General features: G+C 76.4%; 1 protein-coding gene. It reads right to left on the bottom strand.

The annotated features are described in order from the left end of the window. On the bottom strand, nucleotides 1-471 hold a 471-nt coding region (locus tag ACYQ0J_RS00600; protein ID WP_460170264.1), incomplete at both ends, for a tetratricopeptide repeat protein.

The raw sequence follows: 471 nt of genomic DNA, 5'->3' as shown, positions 1-471 counted from the left end.
ACGGAGGAGAGGAGGACAAGGACCCGGCTCCGGAAGCCTCCCAGGGACTTGGCCCGGACCACGGCCAAAGCCTCCTCCGCCCGGCGCAGGGCCCAGCCCGTCCTGCCCCGGTGCAGGTGGGCCACCCCCAGGCCGTGGAGTGCCCAGGCCCGGCCCAGGTGGTCCTCCCGGGCGCTGAAGTGGTCCAGGGCCCGCCTCAAGGCCTCCTCCGCCTCCTCCCAGCGCCCGGCCCGGAAGAGGAGGGCCCCCAGGTCCTGCCACACCCACCCCGCCCGCTCCCGGGCCAGGGAGGCCGCCTTCCGCACCAGCCGCAGGCCCTCCTCGTCCCCCAGGTGCCAGCGGGCCCAGCCCTTCAGCCTGAGCCACTCGGGGTTCTCCGGCTGGGGGTCCTGGTCCAGGGCCGCCTCGCCCTCCCGGTAGCGCCCGAGCTGGAGGAAGAGGCGGACGGCCTCGAGGTCCACCCGCCCGTCC

This window comes from Thermus sp. FJN-A, assembly GCF_054655095.1.
This window is presented reverse-complemented; position numbering and strand designations above follow the sequence as displayed.